At 38.0% G+C, this 16,523-nt stretch carries 18 protein-coding genes and 1 pseudogene; 3 read left to right on the top strand and 16 right to left on the bottom strand.

Annotated features, from left to right (window positions below):
* Nucleotides 1–40: 40 nt before the first annotated feature.
* The 11 genes from CWATDRAFT_RS02535 to CWATDRAFT_RS02485 form a co-directional block, all read right to left on the bottom strand.
* Complete coding sequence (locus CWATDRAFT_RS02535) at nucleotides 41–685, bottom strand: Uma2 family endonuclease (protein WP_007303512.1); 645 nt, start codon at nucleotides 683–685, stop codon at nucleotides 41–43.
* A 120-nt stretch (nucleotides 686–805) separates the two neighbouring features.
* Nucleotides 806–1,879 carry a magnesium chelatase ATPase subunit I gene (bchI, locus tag CWATDRAFT_RS02530; RefSeq protein WP_007303511.1) on the bottom strand — a complete coding sequence of 358 codons (1,074 nt, stop codon included), beginning with the start codon at nucleotides 1,877–1,879 and terminating at the stop codon, nucleotides 806–808.
* Nucleotides 1,880–2,135: 256 nt separating this feature from the next.
* On the bottom strand, nucleotides 2,136–2,738 hold the full coding sequence (locus CWATDRAFT_RS02525) for a globin family protein (protein ID WP_007303510.1): 603 nt from the start codon (nucleotides 2,736–2,738) through the stop codon (nucleotides 2,136–2,138).
* Nucleotides 2,739–2,925: 187 nt separating this feature from the next.
* The gene (locus CWATDRAFT_RS02520) at nucleotides 2,926–3,870 is read right to left on the bottom strand and encodes a F0F1 ATP synthase subunit gamma (protein WP_007303509.1); all 945 of its coding nucleotides are present in this window, start codon (nucleotides 3,868–3,870) and stop codon (nucleotides 2,926–2,928) included.
* A gap of 89 nt (nucleotides 3,871–3,959) precedes the next feature.
* Nucleotides 3,960–5,471 (bottom strand): F0F1 ATP synthase subunit alpha, encoded by a 1,512-nt coding sequence (atpA, locus tag CWATDRAFT_RS02515; RefSeq protein WP_007303508.1) that lies wholly within the window; start codon nucleotides 5,469–5,471, stop codon nucleotides 3,960–3,962.
* A 47-nt stretch (nucleotides 5,472–5,518) separates the two neighbouring features.
* On the bottom strand, nucleotides 5,519–6,073 hold the full coding sequence (gene atpH, locus CWATDRAFT_RS02510) for an ATP synthase F1 subunit delta (RefSeq protein WP_007303507.1): 555 nt from the start codon (nucleotides 6,071–6,073) through the stop codon (nucleotides 5,519–5,521).
* A 2-nt stretch (nucleotides 6,074–6,075) separates the two neighbouring features.
* Nucleotides 6,076–6,612, bottom strand: a complete 537-nt coding sequence (locus tag CWATDRAFT_RS02505; RefSeq protein WP_007303506.1) for a F0F1 ATP synthase subunit B — start codon at nucleotides 6,610–6,612, stop codon at nucleotides 6,076–6,078.
* Between the two features lie 30 nt (nucleotides 6,613–6,642).
* Nucleotides 6,643–7,074: a F0F1 ATP synthase subunit B' gene (locus CWATDRAFT_RS02500; protein WP_007303505.1), complete on the bottom strand. Its 432-nt coding sequence runs from the start codon at nucleotides 7,072–7,074 to the stop codon at nucleotides 6,643–6,645.
* An 86-nt stretch (nucleotides 7,075–7,160) separates the two neighbouring features.
* Nucleotides 7,161–7,406 carry an ATP synthase F0 subunit C gene (gene atpE / locus CWATDRAFT_RS02495; protein WP_007303504.1) on the bottom strand — a complete coding sequence of 82 codons (246 nt, stop codon included), beginning with the start codon at nucleotides 7,404–7,406 and terminating at the stop codon, nucleotides 7,161–7,163.
* Nucleotides 7,407–7,656: 250 nt separating this feature from the next.
* Entirely contained in the window at nucleotides 7,657–8,415 is a 759-nt protein-coding gene (atpB, locus tag CWATDRAFT_RS02490) for a F0F1 ATP synthase subunit A (RefSeq protein WP_007303503.1), read from the bottom strand.
* A gap of 43 nt (nucleotides 8,416–8,458) precedes the next feature.
* Entirely contained in the window at nucleotides 8,459–8,872 is a 414-nt protein-coding gene (locus CWATDRAFT_RS02485; protein WP_007303502.1) for a hypothetical protein, read from the bottom strand.
* A gap of 216 nt (nucleotides 8,873–9,088) precedes the next feature.
* On the opposite strand from CWATDRAFT_RS02485, the gene CWATDRAFT_RS02480 reads away from it, so the two are divergent.
* Together CWATDRAFT_RS02480 and CWATDRAFT_RS02475 are read left to right on the top strand one after the other, a co-directional pair.
* Nucleotides 9,089–9,820 carry a hypothetical protein gene (locus CWATDRAFT_RS02480; RefSeq protein WP_007303501.1) on the top strand — a complete coding sequence of 244 codons (732 nt, stop codon included), beginning with the start codon at nucleotides 9,089–9,091 and terminating at the stop codon, nucleotides 9,818–9,820.
* Nucleotides 9,821–9,899: 79 nt separating this feature from the next.
* Nucleotides 9,900–10,622, top strand: a complete 723-nt coding sequence (locus CWATDRAFT_RS02475; protein WP_007303500.1) for a hypothetical protein — start codon at nucleotides 9,900–9,902, stop codon at nucleotides 10,620–10,622.
* Between the two features lie 103 nt (nucleotides 10,623–10,725).
* Here CWATDRAFT_RS02475 and CWATDRAFT_RS02470 read toward each other — a convergent pair.
* The 4 genes and pseudogenes from CWATDRAFT_RS02470 to CWATDRAFT_RS02455 all read right to left on the bottom strand — a co-directional run.
* Nucleotides 10,726–11,172, bottom strand: a pseudogene (locus CWATDRAFT_RS02470) (tetratricopeptide repeat protein); the annotation flags it as partial.
* 12 nt (nucleotides 11,173–11,184) lie between these two features.
* Nucleotides 11,185–12,138, bottom strand: a complete 954-nt coding sequence (locus tag CWATDRAFT_RS02465) for a S1 family peptidase (RefSeq protein ID WP_007303498.1) — start codon at nucleotides 12,136–12,138, stop codon at nucleotides 11,185–11,187.
* On the bottom strand, nucleotides 12,128–13,372 hold the full coding sequence (locus tag CWATDRAFT_RS02460) for a hypothetical protein (protein ID WP_007303497.1): 1,245 nt from the start codon (nucleotides 13,370–13,372) through the stop codon (nucleotides 12,128–12,130). Before CWATDRAFT_RS02460 ends, CWATDRAFT_RS02465 begins: the two co-directional genes overlap by 11 nt.
* A 201-nt stretch (nucleotides 13,373–13,573) precedes the next feature.
* Nucleotides 13,574–14,113 carry a hypothetical protein gene (locus CWATDRAFT_RS02455; protein WP_007303496.1) on the bottom strand — a complete coding sequence of 180 codons (540 nt, stop codon included), beginning with the start codon at nucleotides 14,111–14,113 and terminating at the stop codon, nucleotides 13,574–13,576.
* A 159-nt stretch (nucleotides 14,114–14,272) separates the two neighbouring features.
* Here CWATDRAFT_RS02455 and CWATDRAFT_RS02450 point away from each other — a divergent pair, with 159 nt between their 5' ends.
* On the top strand, nucleotides 14,273–15,799 hold the full coding sequence (locus CWATDRAFT_RS02450; protein WP_007303495.1) for an IS5-like element ISCwa2 family transposase: 1,527 nt from the start codon (nucleotides 14,273–14,275) through the stop codon (nucleotides 15,797–15,799).
* Here CWATDRAFT_RS02450 and CWATDRAFT_RS31490 read toward each other — a convergent pair.
* On the bottom strand, nucleotides 15,759–16,520 hold the full coding sequence (locus CWATDRAFT_RS31490) for a phage tail protein (RefSeq protein WP_007303494.1): 762 nt from the start codon (nucleotides 16,518–16,520) through the stop codon (nucleotides 15,759–15,761). The two genes, CWATDRAFT_RS02450 and CWATDRAFT_RS31490, sit on opposite strands and share 41 nt — an antisense overlap.
* Between the last annotated feature and the right edge of the window lie 3 nt (nucleotides 16,521–16,523).

Genomic DNA, 16,523 nt, shown 5'->3' with positions numbered 1-16,523 from the left:
AGAGTGTGAAAAACACTCTCATAAGTCTTTGTTAAATGGTTTAATTTTTCTGTTCTTTTACCCATTTTCTTACTTGTTTAAGAACTGCTGTTTCTCCAATAATTAAACGTTGTTCTAACCATTGAGGAATCAAGGCAATATCTAACTTAGGAAAAGCTATACTTTTACTCATTTCCTCATAAATCTCTCTGTTTTTATTCAATCCATAAAATCGTAAAACTTGACCATCATATCGCCATATCTCTTCTACACCCAAAGCAGCATAAATAGGGAACTTATCAAGGGAACCACTTGTAATATCAATTTCAATGGCTAAGTCTGGAGCAACATCTCCTTTATTCAAATCAATATATTGTTTATTCCTAACTAATGGTTCATTTTTTAAATAAAAACAAGCATCTGGTTCTATTCCTTTCTTAATATCATCTCTTTTTAGGGTTAGAGACCCAACACTTTTAATGTTCAGATCCAATTCCTCTGCCATGATAAAAATAAGACGAGAAATAAACCAATTATTGTTTTCATGTTCCACTAAAGGACTCATAATCTGTAAATATTCTCCGTCATAAGTCAACCTTTTAGCAGAATTTTCACTTAATTCTTCACTCATCCGTCCAAACGTTTCCCAACTGATGGGATACAAAATCATATAATTTTCTGCCTGTGGTTTGGTGAGGGTTTTCATAGTGTATTGGGACTCAAGAGAAACCAGTAGGATCAACTTATCAATTGACCCTACCTATGCACTTTAACATAAGCATCTTGCTTGTTATCACTCAACATGAGGATAGTCTAGAAGACTGTGTTATTCTTCTGTTTCTATACCGAAGACTCGATTAAATGCTTTTTCTACTTTATAACCTGAGTCAATGGTTTCTAGGGGATCTTTACGAAGTCGGTGACGCAAACATAAAACCATGGTTCGACGAATATCATCCACAGTGACCTCTGTACGTCCTTCAAACGCTGCTAAAGCTTTTGATGCACGGTTGGTTACAATGTCACCCCTTAACCCGTCCACATCCAATTCTGAGCAAACTTCCGAAATTTTCACCCGTAAATCATAATCGATGTTAACGGAAGGGAGTAAATTTTGCGCTTGCACTAAACTATTTTGTAAGTCATCTTGTTGTGTTTGATAAGTTTCACAGAATTGTTGGGGATCTCCATCAAATTCTGATCTTTGTTCGACAATTTGTACTCGTAGGTTAGGCTCTTTGACTGTATGGATCTCTGCGTGCATTCCAAAGCGATCCAATAATTGAGGCCGTAACTCCCCTTCTTCTGGGTTTCCTGATCCCACTAAAACAAATCTGGCCGGGTGACGAATAGAAATACCTTCCCTTTCTACCGTGTTCCATCCACTGGCAGCAGAGTCTAATAATACGTCCACCAGGTGATCATCGAGTAAGTTAACCTCGTCTACATATAAGATCCCTCGGTTAGCTTTAGCCAATAACCCAGGTTCAAACGCCTTGACCCCTTCTGATAAAGCTTTTTCAATATCAATGGTACCGCAAACCCTATCTTCTGTGGCTCCAAGGGGTAAGTCAACCATAATGACTTTTTTGTGGGAAATGGGCAAAGAACCCTGTTCTTCCAGCATCTGACGCACGCTATCGCTCATTAAATCGGGGTCAGAGGGATGGGAGTTAAAGGGATCATTTTCTACCACATCGATTTCCGGGAGTAAGTCAGCTAAAGCGCGGATAGTGGTAGATTTTCCCGTTCCGCGATCGCCCATAATCATCACACCACCAATTTTGGGGTCGATGACATTGAGGAGGAGGGCCAGTTTCATTTCTTCTTGACCGACAATGGCAGTGAAGGGAAAGACAACGCGATGGGTTTTTGGGGGTGCTTGTAGGGTTGCAGTCATCTAGATTATTTCGGTTTGTTCTTATCCTAATTTTCCTATGCGATCGCTTACTTGGTCAATCTTTAGTTATTTTTGCATAGGATATAGTTCAGGATGTGACAGTGTTCAGGATTTAACAGTGTTAAATCCCTACAAGGGTATATTTATAGGACATAATGGTATTATGTCCTATAAAAACTCATCTAAACTACGAAAATCAAGTTTTTTTGACGCATCTTAGCTAAAGCGGTAGTGATTCCCATGTAGTGAAAAAATCCTAAATTTTATCTGAGATAGGATTTCTGTGAAAATCCTTAAGATGACTAATTAAATGGTCAAAATAAGGAGTCAGTTCCTGCTGTTGTTCAGGTTTGAATTGCTGTAAGCTATAGATTTTCAAGTTTTCTAAGCCGCAGATCATGGCATCAAGAGGAACCTGCAATTCTTGATAGAGCAAATCCATATTTTGCAGTCCTTCTAGGCTAGTAAATTGAGAACTGTTTCCAGCAATTCCATAGGTGATACAGCGTAGAAAATGCCAGAAATCTCGCCAGCAAGCTTCCGCTCTTTCAGGGGGGTAAAGGCCACCACCTAACTCTGTAATTTGAGGATACGTGGCCAAAACTTGTTCTCTGGCGTAATTAACAATTAAATCGGCGTTGTCTCGCAAAAATCTTGCTTTTTCAACTGCTGATGACTGCTCTGTGTTTAGAGTTTTAATGTTATTTAAGTCTTCATCTGTAAGATAGCGACCTTGATCATCTGCTTGCTGAAAAATTTGCAGGACTTCATCTGAATGTGAACTTTTCCAACGGTTAAAACTCACAATTCTGGCTTTTGGAATTAATTGTTTAGCTCTTTCGCTTAATTGACTACTCATCGAAGATTTGGGTTTGTATTAGTTTGAATTCTCCATGCTTTGAATAACATGGATTCTAGTATTTCCCACCTAAAATATGAGTATTTCTTGGAAAATGTATAGGTGGGTACTTCTGCCAATAATTTTGTTAAAAAAGCGTTTAGAAACTTCTAAACGCCCAATTTGTTCACAAAAATAAAGCCAAAAGTTACAAAGCATTAGCACCGGCAACCACTTCCATTAACTGTTGGGTAATAGCTGCTTGACGGGCTTTGTTGTAAGATAAGGTTAAAGTACCAATTAATTGACCAGCATTATCACTAGCATTGCTCATTGCTGTCATTCTCGCCGCTAACTCACTAGCTGCTGACTCTTGTAATGATCTTAGTAACTGGTTATTAACATACAAAGGTAACAAAGCGTCTAAAATTTGAACAGGATCTTGCTCAAAAATCATGTCTTGAGGAAAACTACTCATGTTTTGAGTAACTTTTGATCTTTCAACCCCTAATTTTCCTTCACTACTAATGAGACGGAAAATTTCATCGTCTTCTGTTTCTAAACCTTGTATGGTTAAAGGGGCTAAGGTTTGCACCACAGGACGAGAACTAATTAAAGAGACAAAACGAGTATAAATTAACTCAACACGATCCACTGTTTCCGATAAAAACAAGGATAGTAACTCATCGGCAATACTAGCTGCCTCATCGGCGGTAGGTATTTGGTTTAACCCTGTATATGTATTTTCGATGGGTGCAGAGCGACGGCTAAAATACTGAGTGGCTTTGCGGCCTACCGTAATTAAACGATAACCGATACCTTGTGCCTGTAACTCTTTAATCCGTTGTTCGGTGCGACGGATGACATAACTATTGTAACCGCCACATAAACCCCGATCACCTGAAACAACGACGATCGCAACGGTTTTTACCTCTCTTTGTTCTAGGAGAGGTAAGCTAACATCCCCCGACTTTAAACGGTTGAGTAAGTTAAAAAGGACGTTTGCTAAAGCGTCAGCAAAAGGACGAGTAGAGATAACTTGTTCTTGGGCCCGACGTACTTTAGCGGCGGCCACTAAGCGCATGGCTTCAGTAATTTTTTTTGTATTCTTCACCGACTGAATGCGATCACGAATGGCTTTTAGGTTAGGCATAATGTGAGAGTGATTTTTGATTAATAATTAGCTTATAGGCCTGAGTCAGTGATCCATGATAGAACCACTAACTCAACAACTCGACATTATTAAGCACCAAAGGCTTGCTTGTATTCTGTAATCGCGTCTTTGAGCAAGCTTTCTGCTTCATCGGTGAGTTTTTTCTCACTCTTGATGATTTCAGTATATTTGGGCTTACTGGCGGCGATATATTCCCTTAAACCAGCAGCGAACTCCGTGGCTTTATCCACAGGAACTTCATCAATATAACCGTTGAGTCCGGCGTAAGAGATAGCTACCTGTTCCCAAACCGCTAAAGGAGAGTTTTCGGGCTGTTTGAGGATTTGACGTAACCGTTGACCCCGTGCTAACTGTGCCTGTGTGGCAGCGTCTAAGTCGGAAGCAAACTGAGAGAAGGCTTCTAGTTCAGCAAACTGAGCCAGTTCTAATTTTAACTTCCCAGCCACCTGTTTCATGGCTTTGGTTTGGGCAGCAGAACCCACCCGACTCACTGAAATACCTGCGTTAATGGCGGGACGGAAACCAGCGTTAAAGAGGTCACTGGATAGGAATATTTGTCCGTCGGTGATAGAAATAACGTTGGTGGGAATATAAGCGGATACGTCCCCTGCTTGGGTTTCAATCACAGGTAAAGCCGTCATACTACCAGCACCAAGAGCATCACTGAGTTTAGCGGCTCTTTCTAATAAGCGAGAGTGGATGTAGAAAACGTCTCCAGGATAGGCTTCCCGTCCGGGGGGACGTTTTAGTAACAAGGATAATTGACGGTATGCTTGAGCCTGTTTGGATAAATCATCGTAGATCACCAAAGTAGCCTTACCGTTGTACATGAAGTATTCTGCCAGGGTTGCACCGGTATAAGGAGCAAGATACTGTAGGGTAGCAGGATCGTTGGCGTTAGCAGCAACCACAATGGTGTAGTCCATTGCGCCTTTTTCTTCCAGGGTTCCGATCACCTGAGCTACAGTAGAAGCTTTTTGACCGATGGCAACGTAAACACAGATAACATCTTCTGTCTTCTGGTTAATGATGGTATCGATCGCGATCGCAGTTTTTCCTGTCTTTCTGTCACCGATAATTAATTCCCGTTGTCCTCTACCGATGGGAATCATAGCATCGATAGCGGTGATCCCTGTTTGCATGGGTTCACACACAGATTTACGGGCAATAATACCGGGGGCAGGGGATTCGATTAAACGGCTTTCTGTGGTGGCAATATCGCCTTTACCATCGATGGGACGACCGAGGGAGTCTACCACCCGACCGATCATAGCTTCTCCTATGGGAACCTGAGCAATTTTGCCTGTGGCTTTAACGGTACTCCCTTCTTGGATACCGAAACCGGTTCCCATTAATACTGCTCCAACGTTATCTTCTTCTAGGTTGAGGGCAATACCAATGGTTCCATCTTCAAATTCCAATAATTCCCCAGCCATGCACTGTTCTAGGCCGTAAATACGGGCAGTTCCGTCCCCAACTTGGAGAACGGTTCCCACATTAGACACGGTAACAGTTTGGTCGTAGGACTCGATTTGTTGGCGAATAATGCTGCTGATTTCGTCAGGTCTGATACTAACCATAGTGGGATCTTTTTCGCAATTAAATGAATTACAATGGGTTAAACTGATTAAGCTCCGGCAAGACTGACACTAATGCGACGGAGTTGTCCTCGTAAACTAGCATCAAATACTTGGGAGCCGACTTTGATAATGACACCGCCAATTAATTCGGGGTCATTATCGGTTTTGAGTTCTACGGATTCTGCGCCGGTCAATGTCTTGATTTTGTCGATCACGTCCCGGCGTTGGCCATCGCTCAACTCCGTCGAAGCGGTGACTTCAGCGAGAACCGTATTGGTCAATTTCCGCAGTAAAGCCAAGTATTGTTCACAGATAGCTTCTAGGAAAACAATGCGTCTTTTATCCACCAACAACATAATAAAGTTGCGTAAATACTGATGGATATCATCTCCTAGTAGCTGATTTAAAACCGCTCGTTTATCCTCATCCTTAATGACAGGAGAGCTAATAAAGGACTGTAAATCCGCAGATTGACCTAACATTTCCAAAATACTACGGCAGTCTTCCCCAACGGAGCGGGTAATGTCTTGGGATTGTGCGAGGGACATTAATGCTTGAGCGTAAGGCTCAGCTATTTCTGAACTAAATAGAGATCCTTTCACCTTTAACCTCCTAACGTAGCGATACTGCGATCGATCAGTCGCTGCTGAGCATTGTTGTCAACTTGTGCTTTGAGTTGACTTTCTGCTTGAGCAATGGCTTCTTCTGCAATTTGTTTTTTCAACTGCGCCATTACCCGTTCTTGCTCGGAGGACAGATCAGCTGCGGCTGTTTCTTTGAGACGAGCGATATCTCGTTCACATTGTGCCTTAATTTCTGCTGTAATTGTTTTAGCTCTTTCACTGGCAGCTTTAACAATATCCTCGGCTTGTTTCTTGGCCTGAGCTAAGTTTTCTTGTTCTTTAGCTAAAGCGGCGGCCGCTGTACGTTGTTTATCTTCAGCCTCTTGGATAGCTTGGGTAATTTGATTACGTCGCTCTGTGAGGATATTACCCACAACTTTGCGACCGTAAAAGAACAAAACCCCTACCAAAATGGCTAAATTGAGGATGTTACTTTCTAAGAAGTCAAAGTGGAAACTAATCAGAGCTTCCCCTTCAGCCTGACTTTCGGTGGCTAATAATAAAAAAGAATCGATCATACCGGTTATTGAAGTCAAGGGACAGTATTGTTATTTGACTAATTCTGGCCCTAAGAGTTTTTCTAGAATTTGACGGCTTAAAGTATCAACCTGTTGTTCTAGAGTTTTTAGAGCCTCTTGACGTTGCTGCTCAATTTCTTGGGCAGCAGCTTCTTTTTTAGCTATGGCCTCTCTTTGTGCTTCGGCCACAGCTTCACTGGCCAATTGCTTAGCTTCGCTTTGAGCTTGGGCGACAATTTCTTGAGACTGTTTACGGGCTTCGGCCAATTGCTGCTCATACTGAGCGGCTAGTTCCTTGGCTTCAGCTAACTCTTTTTGTCCACCGCTTTGTTTTTGGCGGATATAGTCTGCCCTTTCATCTAATGCTTTATTCAAGGGCTTGTAAAAAATGGCGTTGAGAATGATCGCCAATAAAATAAATTGCAATGCCATCAAGGGCAAAGTTGCATCAAAATCAAACATGGTTCACCCATCTATGTCTTGGTTGGTTTAACGCTTTTATTTGATGCAGAGACAGCATAGCTACTGTCTCTACCATTGCTTAGGTTTTAAGCGAAGGGGTTAGCGAATAAAAGAACTAAGGCAATAACCAGACCATAGATGGTTAAGGATTCCATGAACGCTAGGGTTAATAGTAAAGTTCCGCGAATTTTTCCTTCTGCTTCGGGCTGGCGCGCAATACCAGATACAGCTTGGCCTGAAGCGTTTCCTTGACCAAGTCCAGGTCCAATGGAACCTAAACCTACAGCTAAAGCAGCAGCGATAACAGAAGCAGCAGCAACGGTGGGATTCATGTTAATTCTTCCTCGATTTTATTTACAGTATAAGTTGCAAGCTAATGGTTAGCTTAAACGTTTAGGAGCGAGAAGTTTCCCTTTTGGGTTACGAAGTATGGGAAATCCCAATCTGTAAGGACTTGAGATGTCAGAGAAAAGATTGGTTTAATTTTTCTCTCTTGGACTTCTCTGTTATTGTCTTACGTTTTGGTCACTTTTGAACAAGAGATATTGCTCTGTCTCTTGTTTATTCCAAAAGATTTTACTTTTAAGCCGGTTCTTCTTCTTCTTCTTCTGACTCAATGGCCTCATGGATATAAGCCCCTGCTAAGGTGGCAAATACTAAGGCTTGGATGGCACTGGTGAATAGTCCTAAGGCCATTAAGGGTAATGGCACAAACAGAGGGACTAAAAATACTAGCACAGCTACCACCAATTCATCGGCCAAAATGTTCCCGAATAGACGGAAACTCAGGGAGAGAGGCTTGGTAAAATCTTCGAGAATTTTGATGGGCAGGAGAACGGGAATAGGCTGGACATAGTTGGCAAAGTATCCTAGTCCTTTTTTACTCAAACCTGCATAAAAGTACGCTAGGGAGGTTAACAGGGCTAAGGCTACGGTGGTGTTAATGTCGTTGGTGGGAGCAGCCAATTCTCCTTCGGGAATTTCTATCAGTTTCCAAGGTACTAAAGATCCTGACCAGTTGGAAACGAAAATGAATAAGAATAGGGTCCCGATAAAGGGCAACCAAGGACGATAGTGTTTTTCTCCTAACTGAGTTCTCGCTAAGTCACGCAAAAATTCCAGGACGTATTCCATGAAATTTTGCATTCCGCTAGGAACCCTTTGGATGTCACGGGTTGCTAACAAGGAAGCGATAATCAGTAAGGCGATCACTACCCAGGAGGCCATAAATACCTGTCCGTGTAGTTTGAGGTTGCCGATCTCCCAATACCAGTGCTTACCCACTTCTAAGGCAGCAAGGGGCAAGGTGTCTATAATGCGTAAACCATTTAACATTGTCATTGGCTAGGATACCGAATCTGGTTACAAAATCAAGGTTTAATCCCTACTTTAACTCTAGGTCCATGACACTTTGAATTGTGTAGGCGATTATAGAGACTTTATAAGTCAAAAATCCCAGGAAAACTGGGATAATGTGCAGTTGTCGCCATTGACTGGCGACAATTATCATAGCAGCAAAGATGGCTAACCCTTTGGTGCCAACTTTTTGTTTAGATGTGCCAATTGTTTCTACTTCTCCTGCCAGCAGTTTTAGATAAACAATGCCAACACAAGCCCCTAACAGGTAGTTGAGGGCTAAATTGAGGGTGTAGAATTTCCACACAGACACAAAAATAATTCCGGTTAAGACTAAACTCAGCAACAACAGGTTTCGTTGCAAGCGATAGTAGTCTTGCATAGAATCAGTTTTCGCTGATGCTGTTTCGGTAGTTTGGGATATGGTTTGGGTCAATGGCATACAGACATAAAGAAAACGCTATACAACGTTTTATAGCAAACCAGTGGTAATGATATCACGTTGAGGTGACAAGTTGAAATTGCTCAAGGGGTGAGATATTAATTCTCGACTCTTCTATTGCGCTTTAGTACCAGGTCAAGATTTGCACAATTATCATGCAAGTTCTCGTTAAAATAGATCCTCAACCTTGATTTAGGCTGTGAGGGATAAATTAACATGACTTTAAACCGTCGACAATTCACTAAATTGGCGTTATTAAGTAGTGCTTCTTGTGCAACTTCTTCGGGCATATTTTTTCCTAAACATGCTGAGTCTTTAAACCTAGATTTTTTGATCAAAGATGCTAGTTCTCGTAAGATGCTTACGGGTTTGGTAGTTCATGCTGGAGTTAGGATTATTGATAGAATTTTTACCCCTAAACCAGCTACAGAAAAAGCGATTACTGTTGCTCAAAATACGTTAACTGAAAATGGGTTTAGAGAGCAAAGAACGGAATATGGAAAAATTAGGGATCAAAGCATTATGTTTGGAGATGAAAAGCGAGAATTTGATCCTGATTCTCGTTCTCATATTCCTAACCCTGGTTTTGCGATCGCTAATGATTTAGATTATTATGTTGCTCCTTCTATTTTTACTGCCTCAACTGTTGTGGGAATCAATACAGCGAGTAAAGTATTAAAAGAACAACATCGATTTTCTCCTACAGAAGTTGGCGAACTTTTATTACCCACACAGGAACTATTTGAAGATATTACAACCTGGCAAGGAGATAATGATCCTAGTATTGGCAATAATCCTAATGTGGGGTTTACTGTTTATCGATCTAAAGGTGCAGAAGTGATCCGTCGTTATGACAGAATTAGTACAGAGCTAGGCATAATTCAGGTGCAGATAGATTCCCCCAATTACAAAGAAATTATTACCACTAACGTCAAATTTTCAGTATAATATGACTGTTTAACAATTAATCTAAACAAGTTTATTATCATCATCTAACTTAATCAATCGATATAGAGGAGTGTCAACAATGAAAATAATTCATTCTATCCAACAATTAGGGTTAACTGGACTTATTTCTCTCGGTCTAGTTTTAGGTATAAGTCCAATAAGTTATGGTCAACGGCCAACGGATTCCCCTAATATAAGATCCTTAATATCAAAAGATCATTGTAGGGAAAGTGGAGGAGATCATCGGTATGGAAATGGTGAATTAGTTTCGGTTGGTAAACAAGCGTTTGAATATCTTTTCAGGATGGATGCTTCTAGAGGAAACACGGTGATAATGTCTTGTAGAATTATCCGATCTAGAGGCTATAATCCTTCAACTTTAAGGTTAAAATTTGGCATTGAAGATGGAGAAAATTACTATAAAATAAATACGATGCAGGTTAGAATTTATCTAGATGGACAATTAAAAGATCCCTGGACGGTTGTTAGGGGAAAATTACACACAGCAGCACTTGACATTAAGAATGTGAATAGTGTGGCAATTGAAGTTGAATATTCTGAGCAAGCATATACAGACCATTATTTTTATATTGTTGATGCTTCAATGCTATTCGGAACAATTGAAGAAAATAAAATTTATGTTTCTTCCCCTAATAATGTACCTGAAGAGATAATCATTGAAAATAATGTAGAGGAATCGCCTTCACGAACGACACAAGACGTAATAGAAGATACCCAGAATGTCATCGAAGAAATAGACGATTTACGTCAAAAAGTTGAGGAGATTTGGAAAGTATTTTAGTTGAGTCAATTAGATTTTGTAGGTTGGTTTTCACTATCATTTAACCCAACAAAACCTTATTTATTGTTGATTTTAACTTAGTTCCTCAACCCAACCTACACCTCTATTTCTTTACTCCTCCTTGAATGTCCATAATTGCATCATTAGCACGACCAAACTTTTTAAGATTTTCCTGTGATGCAAAAATATCTCTTGCACGTCTTAAATCTTCTAAAGCTTGCTCATTTTTCTTCTTTTGATGATAAATAATTCCTCGATTATAAAAAGCGTCTCCTAGCTGTTTATTAAGAGGAATAGCAGTCGTATAGTCATTTAATGCTTGTTGTTTATTTCCTTTTTGAAAATAAATATTTCCTCTTTCAAACAAAGCATCTGCATCTCTGGGGTTTCTTTTTATTAGTTCCTCAAAATCCCTTAAAGCTTCATCGTATTGTTTCAAATCACGGGAAAGAATTAACCCTCGATTGTATCTAGCATTCGATAAGTTAGAATTTAACTCAATTGCTCTTGAATAGTCTTTAATTGCCTGCTGCTTATCCCCAATCAATGAATAACTTAATCCTCAATAAGAATAAGCTAGATGATTTTTAGAATCTTTTTGAATAGCTTGGGTAAAATAACTAATTGCTGATCCCAAATTATTAGACTCTAATTCAGAAAGACCGAGATCAATGAAAGATTTTTGTACATCTTCACTAACTAATGAATTGAAATTAGGTTTTATATTAATGGCAATTTCAGATATCTTTAAATTGGGTAAAGGTAATAAATTAACAAAATAGTCAATAGGAATACCTGCTGCGAAGGGACCTCTAAGGGACATTTCTTCGTTGCTTTCTTCATTTTTTATTGTTCCTAGACTATCACCTCTACCATGAATCCCTAATAATCTACCGCAATCATTAATAATAGCTCCCCCACTCATTCCTTCCCATCCATTCCCAGCATAACTCATATCATATCCTTTTCCTCTGTTAGCATTTATCTCTATAAGAGTTGTTTCTAGAGGATAAATTTGTGGTTGACCAGTCCTATTAGTAGAAGTAATGGGATAACCTAAAATAGTTACTTTATCCCATTTTTGAGTTTGTTGAGAACTTCCAAAAATAATAGGTATATAATTTTTTGAACTTTCAAAACGAATAATTGCTAAATCAAGAGATTTAACTCCTTCATCTAACAGTTGACCAGCGATAACATTATATTCATCATATCGTGACTGTATCTTAAGAGGGTTATAATCTAATATATCTTGAGATTTAACACCATGAGCAACAGTTAGAACTGTATAGATGTTACTTTTTTTAGAAATAATTACCCCCGAACTAGGTTCATCGTCAACAGGACTAATTTTTACGGTACTATTATCTGCCACATCAGGAATCGTTCTACAGTCTGCTGTCACTTTTTTGTTTTCTACTGCATTACTTACCAGAGTAAATGTAAAAATATCAACCATCACCAATAAACTGATGATAGAAGATGAGATTTTAAACAAACTTAAGTTAATCTTCATTGTTATTATTAGATAATTTTTCAGAAAATTCTTTAATCCATTCTATTAATAGAGTAGAAACTATAGCTATTAAAAAACCTATTATAGCAATTCTTTGTTCTTTGGACATAAACTTAGCCAAAAACTCACCTCGAATATTATAACCAGGTGAGTCAAAATTAAGTCCACTCAAAACTTTTCTAGCAGTTCCATTAAACAAGACTTTAATTCCTTGAGAAGTTAGACTAATATTATATAGTCTTTCAATTCCTTTCCCACCTTGAAACTGTAGAAATTGACTAGGTTCAATATTCAGCTTTTGATCAGTCATACGAACACTACCCTTGATAATGTTGGTAACATAATCTTTCTGTTCTTGATGAAATAAGCGAGTATCTGTAACTGATAAAATTCTTTGAAGCAGAATATCATTGTCTTTAGTTTCATCTTCATTTAATTCTAGTTCAATAAAAAGAGGGTGAATCACTTCAAAATCTAGGGTTTTATTTCCAGATTTGTGTGTCCATTCTAATTTCATTGAATTCGTTTGATTACGAAGTTTGGGTTGCTGTATTTCATATCCCTGTAAAGTAACATCAAAGGGTTGATTACCTAGTTCAATTTCAATATCAGCAATTTTTTTTGAATCATTATAATTTGTTTGAAAAGAACAGGATTTTGCAATATCAAAATCTAGATACAACTCAATTAAATTACGACTCTTATCATACTTGAGACAATTAACTGCGATTGATTTAGATAACTCAATTAATAAAACTTTTAAATAATTTTCTTGTTCCTTATTAGATGATTTTATTTCCAGTTGAGGAGTAATATTTTGACCTTCATTTTTTTTGAGTTTAATAACTTTTGTTTGATTCAATTCAGTAAAATTTTTATAATTAAACTTTTCTCCTGATAATTCTAGTTCAGGTAAACCCCAAAAACTAATTTTTCTCAAATTAAGGTCATCTAGTCCTTTAAGAAAATTTTTCTTTTCATCTAAAACGAACGTTAACTGATTAGTAATTACTTCTCCCTCAAAATAATTAAGAGCCGAAAAACTTGTCAAAAAGAATAGAATGATTGATAAAAATGAAACAATCAAAAGCTTTAAATTCAAAAAAAAGGTTCTGTGTTCACCTAAAAGAATCATAACAATACTGGAAATAAATCCCCAGAGTATTTTTATTAAGTGTTTTAAGATTTCTACTATTTTGACTATTAATGTAAACAGTTTTTGAACAATATTCATAACTTATCATTTCTTTAACCATTGGGGATCATGGAAAAATGTTATCTCTCTTGTAAATTCTCTTTTATCTTTATTATAGGGAAATTGTTCAATATCTAGATACATTAAATACTTTCCTACTGGAGTATTTTGAGCCTCCCATTGACAGGAAATTTCATTATTAGCTGGATAACTAACATCCTCCCCACAAGAAAAAATAGTTTAATTACTTTGACTTCTAATTTCAAAAAGATTAATGTTAGTCTTATGGCGACTATACCAAACTATCTCATAAGTGGTTGCAGTATTATTATTATGGATAACGGGTAAATAGATACTCTGATTACTATTCAACCTTTCCCAGGCAAGGAATCTTAAATTTTCTGGAGGTACTTTTTCCCGTTTTAAAATTCTTGTTTCTAAAGAGAAAGGAAGAGAAACTTTTTGCCAATTTGCTTCATAATCGTTAAACCAAGATTCTATTTTTAATCTAAGTTGCTTTGGGTTACTACTAGGAATGTTTAAGTGTAGTCTATTATCATATTTCTGAATTTTCCCAGTTGAGAAAGAAACTAAACGAAAACTTCCGTTACGAGTTTGTTCTTCTTCTCCTTTCTTAATTCCTTCACAGTGGGTTCGCCTCCAACTATAACTGGTATCCAAAACATTGCTGGGACTAGGACAAGGTTGAGAATAACTAGAAAAAGAGATCAATGCAGAAACTAAACCACTTACTAAAAAAATCAACGAATTTCTTGACATTTTTAGATGATTTTGACTATTTAGGGTTTGCTGAATAAAAGCAAAACCCTATTCTTTAAAAGGTTACACCCATATTCGCGATCGCAAAAAAGATCAGCTTTGTCGGCTACAAACCGCTATAATTGGTAGAAACACCTCCCAGTTGTTGGTCAAGAACAAATGTATCGAAAAGAGGAGCAACCTTTACCGCCCCCAGAAAAATTTGAATTACCTTTCGAGGGCAAATTGTCCCCCAATAATCGTTGGGTAATCATGGCAGAGTTGATACCTTGGGATGATTTTGAGGAAGAATATGCTAAACTTTTTTCAGCAGAAAAAGGTGCGCCAGCCAAACTATTTAGAATGGCATTAGGGACATTAATTATTAAGGAAAAATTAGGAACAAGTGATAGAGAAACTATAGAACAGATTAGAGAAAATCCCTATCTACAATACTTTATAGGTTTAAATTGTTATCAACAAGAGCCACCACTGGAATCTTCAATGCTAGTTCATTTTAGGAAAAGAATTGATGGAGAATTGATAAACAAAATCAATAAAAAAATAGTAAAAAGAGAAATAGACAAGAGTGATAAAGAAGTAAAAAAAAAGGATTGTCTCCAAGAAAAAGGAGAAAAAATAAAAAACAAAGGTAAACTAATTTTAGATGCGACTTGTGCGCCAGCAGACATCAAATACCCAACGGATTTAGGCATATTAAATCAAGCCAGAATTGAGACAGAAAGAATAATAGATAATCTTTATAAACCATTAAGAGTAAAATTGAGAAAAAAGCCGAGAACTTCTAGAAAAATTGCTAGAAAGGAATACTTAAAAGTAGCTAAAAAACGAAAAGTATCTTATCAAGAAAGAAGAAAAGCTATCGGGAAACAGTTAAAATACCTTAAGAAAAATTTAGGAAATATAGAAGACTTAATTCAAGCTGGGGCTTCCCTGGAAAATCTGAGTAAAAAACAGAAAAATTGTCTAGAGACTATCAAAAAAGTTTATGAACAACAACAGTCAATGTGGGAGAATAAGACCCAGAGTGTTCCTCAAAGAATTGTAAGTTTAACTCAACCGCATATTCGTCCAATAGTGAGGGGAAAAGCAGGAAAACCAATAGAGTTTGGAGCTAAACTCTCAGTAAGCTGTGTAGATAACTATGTGTTTCTAGACAAAATAAGTTGGGAAAACTTCAATGAATCTTGTCATTTAAAAGAACAAGTAGAAAAGTATAAAGAAACGTTTGGCTATTATCCCGAATCCGTCCATGTAGATAAAATTTATCGAACTAGGGAAAACAGAAATTGGTGTAAGGAAAGAGGGATAAGAATCAGTGATCCGAAGTTAGGAAGACCTCCGAAAAATGTCAGTGAAGAAGAAAAGAAACAAGCCCACTCCGATGAATGCTTCCGTAATGCTATTGAGGGAAAGTTTGGACAAGCTAAACGAAGATTTAGCCTAAATTTCGTGATAACAAAACTCCCTGAAACCTCCATTACATCTATTGATATTACATTTTTAGTTGTCAATCTTTCTAAACTTCTGAGGCAGTTTGTGTCGCTTTTTTTGTCCTTATTCACTAATAATAGAACAGGGGAACTCATCAAACCGCCTTTCATTAATTTTGATTATACTTTAAACAATTTTTATGTACTAAAACTTATTGATTTGTCAGAAAATTCTTGGTCAAAAGTGGCATAAATTTTGGAGAAACTTTTTCAGCAAACCCTACATAAGGGTTACGAACAGACACTGGCGTACCACTGCCAGTGTTTTCTAATGATATCCCTACACCGCTTGCATAAATAGTATGGGCATGCCCTCCCCACTGTGGAACATAAGCATCAACTCCATTACCCGCATTATGATAGTCTAAGGCAACAGCGGAATGTTGCCCCGGGCCGTGATTCATAGAATGAGTGTGTCCTGGGTCAATGACGTTGTGACTATGCGCTGGCATATTATCCACAGATAAACTCGTTGTAGCACTTCCTCCGAAAGTGCCTCTATCGAAGGAGATACCCGCGCCGACGGGACTTCTATCCCTCATGTCAGGTACACGAAATAATGAACCCACCTGACCAAAACCATAACCAATGGCACTGAATAACTGAGGATAAGTAGAAGGGTCATAAGGTGTACCATCACAAAATAACCAACCGTTAGGGGCAACCGCACCACCGAATACTACAATACTCGATTTCGGTATTATAGAACCGACATTGTCAACGAGTGGTTGAACCAGCATATTAACATTCGGCCTTAAGTCTTCAATTTGCCCTGATATAGAACCACCACTGGTTTCTGCCCTTGCAATCAATAATCCTACTTGTGGGGCGGTCGATGATTTTCGTAAATCACCTTGGTCATCAATATAGATGATGTTAACGACATCATCATCAAGAACTAAGTTAGGTGACATCCT

The sequence above is a fragment of the Crocosphaera watsonii WH 8501 genome, from assembly GCF_000167195.1.
Lineage (GTDB): Bacteria > Cyanobacteriota > Cyanobacteriia > Cyanobacteriales > Microcystaceae > Crocosphaera > Crocosphaera watsonii.
This window is presented reverse-complemented; position numbering and strand designations above follow the sequence as displayed.

Excerpts from the sequence above, each read along its gene's own strand:
- CWATDRAFT_RS02535 (WP_007303512.1), bottom strand. The coding sequence starts at position 685 with ATGAAAACCCTCACCAAACCACAGGCAGAAAATTATATGATTTTGTAT.
- bchI (WP_007303511.1), bottom strand. The coding sequence starts at position 1,879 with ATGACTGCAACCCTACAAGCACCCCCAAAAACCCATCGCGTTGTCTTT.
- CWATDRAFT_RS02525 (WP_007303510.1), bottom strand. The coding sequence starts at position 2,738 with ATGAGTAGTCAATTAAGCGAAAGAGCTAAACAATTAATTCCAAAAGCC.
- CWATDRAFT_RS02520 (WP_007303509.1), bottom strand. The coding sequence starts at position 3,870 with ATGCCTAACCTAAAAGCCATTCGTGATCGCATTCAGTCGGTGAAGAAT.
- atpA (WP_007303508.1), bottom strand. The coding sequence starts at position 5,471 with ATGGTTAGTATCAGACCTGACGAAATCAGCAGCATTATTCGCCAACAA.
- CWATDRAFT_RS02505 (WP_007303506.1), bottom strand. The coding sequence starts at position 6,612 with ATGATCGATTCTTTTTTATTATTAGCCACCGAAAGTCAGGCTGAAGGG.
- CWATDRAFT_RS02500 (WP_007303505.1), bottom strand. The coding sequence starts at position 7,074 with ATGTTTGATTTTGATGCAACTTTGCCCTTGATGGCATTGCAATTTATT.
- atpE (WP_007303504.1), bottom strand. The coding sequence starts at position 7,406 with ATGAATCCCACCGTTGCTGCTGCTTCTGTTATCGCTGCTGCTTTAGCT.
- atpB (WP_007303503.1), bottom strand. The coding sequence starts at position 8,415 with ATGACAATGTTAAATGGTTTACGCATTATAGACACCTTGCCCCTTGCT.
- CWATDRAFT_RS02485 (WP_007303502.1), bottom strand. The coding sequence starts at position 8,872 with ATGCCATTGACCCAAACCATATCCCAAACTACCGAAACAGCATCAGCG.
- CWATDRAFT_RS02480 (WP_007303501.1), top strand. The coding sequence starts at position 9,089 with ATGACTTTAAACCGTCGACAATTCACTAAATTGGCGTTATTAAGTAGT.
- CWATDRAFT_RS02475 (WP_007303500.1), top strand. The coding sequence starts at position 9,900 with ATGAAAATAATTCATTCTATCCAACAATTAGGGTTAACTGGACTTATT.
- CWATDRAFT_RS02465 (WP_007303498.1), bottom strand. The coding sequence starts at position 12,138 with ATGAAGATTAACTTAAGTTTGTTTAAAATCTCATCTTCTATCATCAGT.
- CWATDRAFT_RS02460 (WP_007303497.1), bottom strand. The coding sequence starts at position 13,372 with ATGAATATTGTTCAAAAACTGTTTACATTAATAGTCAAAATAGTAGAA.
- CWATDRAFT_RS02455 (WP_007303496.1), bottom strand. The coding sequence starts at position 14,113 with ATGTCAAGAAATTCGTTGATTTTTTTAGTAAGTGGTTTAGTTTCTGCA.
- CWATDRAFT_RS02450 (WP_007303495.1), top strand. The coding sequence starts at position 14,273 with ATGTATCGAAAAGAGGAGCAACCTTTACCGCCCCCAGAAAAATTTGAA.
- CWATDRAFT_RS31490 (WP_007303494.1), bottom strand. The coding sequence starts at position 16,520 with ATGTCACCTAACTTAGTTCTTGATGATGATGTCGTTAACATCATCTAT.